This window comes from Actinophytocola sp. KF-1 (genome assembly GCF_054661535.1).
Genome location: NZ_BAAFVK010000035.1, coordinates 1 through 1,411, shown reverse-complemented (window position 1 = coordinate 1,411; position 1,411 = coordinate 1). Strand labels below are relative to the sequence as shown.

General features: G+C 67.4%; 1 protein-coding gene. It reads left to right on the top strand.

Annotation, left to right across the window (positions count from 1 at the left end; all coding sequences use genetic code 11):
• The first annotated feature begins 323 nt into the window (after positions 1-323).
• Positions 324-1,385 (top strand): IS110 family RNA-guided transposase, encoded by a 1,062-nt coding sequence (locus ACYQ77_RS44795; RefSeq protein ID WP_459723659.1) that lies wholly within the window; start codon positions 324-326, stop codon positions 1,383-1,385.
• Positions 1,386-1,411 lie beyond the last annotated feature (26 nt).

Sequence of the window (1,411 nt, the reverse complement as noted above, 5' to 3'; positions counted from 1 at the left end):
GGTGTTCGGTGGTGGCGGCGGATTGTGCGGGTGGCGCACTCACGCGTCAAGGGCGCCTCAGTGTGAGGGTGTTGGTGGCTGCCTGTGTGGCGGTTAGGGTCCGGTTCTTCGGTTGTGTGGTGACTCTCAAGGGCGCTGCCACCTGTGTGTTTTGTGGGTTGGTTTGGCAAAGAACTGTCCAGCGTGGCCGAAGGCCCGGACCGGCTGGGCGTGACTTGATAGAAGCGTGGACGAGACGCGTTCCATCAACTCGACTGAGGTGTGTCCGCCCGGCCAGGTCCGGGGTGCATGTCTGCCCTCGAGTGGAAGGGACACGCGGTTCCATGGTGGTCATTGGGGTTGATCCGCACAAGCACACGCATACCGCGGTCGCGGTGGATCAGGTCGGACGACGGCTGGGTCAGGTGACGGTCGCAGCGGATGAGGCCGGGTTGTTGCGGTTGTGGGCGTGGTCGCAACGGTTCGGGTCAGGACGGTTCGGGGCGCGGCGGTGGGCGGTGGAAGACGGCCGCGCGGTGGCGGGCCGACTGGTGCGCACGCTGGTCGGGATGGGTGCGGCGGTGGTGTGGGTGCCACCCAAACTGATGGCCCAGTGCCGGGCCAGCGCCCGGTCGCGGGGCAAGAGCGATCCGATCGACGCGTTGGCGATCGCGCGGGCCGCGTTACGCGAACTCGACCTGCCCGCTGCGAGGTTGGATCAGGTCGCGTTGGACCTGCGGTTGCTGACCGACCGGCGCGAAACGTTGGTGGCGGCCCGCACCGCGGCGATCTGCCGGTTGCGGTGGCACCTGCACGACCTGGCACCCGGGTTGGACGCGGGGATGCGGGTGCTCACCGGCCGCCGCCGCCAGAGAGTGTTGGCCCAGGCGCTGACCGCGTTGCCGGGCAGCGTCCGCCGGGATATCGCCCTGGACGTGCTGGCCGACATTACCCGCCTGACCGAACAGATCCTGCTGCTCGAGCAGCGGATCAGCGAGCTGGTGGTCCCGATCGCGCCCGCTCTGATGGCGCTCGTGGGGATCAACGTGCTCGGCGCGGCCAAACTGATCGGCGAAGTCGCCGACATCACCCGCTTCCGATCCAGCTCAGCGTTCGCCATGCACACCGGCACCGCCCCCATCCCGGTCTGGTCATCCAACAAACCCCAATACCGGCTCAACCGGGGCGGGAACCGGCAACTCAACACCTGCATTCACCGCATCGCGCTGATCCAGCTCATCCACCACCCACCCGCCCGCGAGTTCCGCGACAACTGGGCCCGCCACCACCCCAACGCCACCAAGAAAGCCGCTATCCGCGCCCTCAAACGCCACCTCTCCGACGTCATCTACCGGGCATTGAAAGCCGACCACCAGCACCAACACCACCATGCTGCCGCGGCTTGACATAGAAGCTTCTTCGGCGTCCGGCT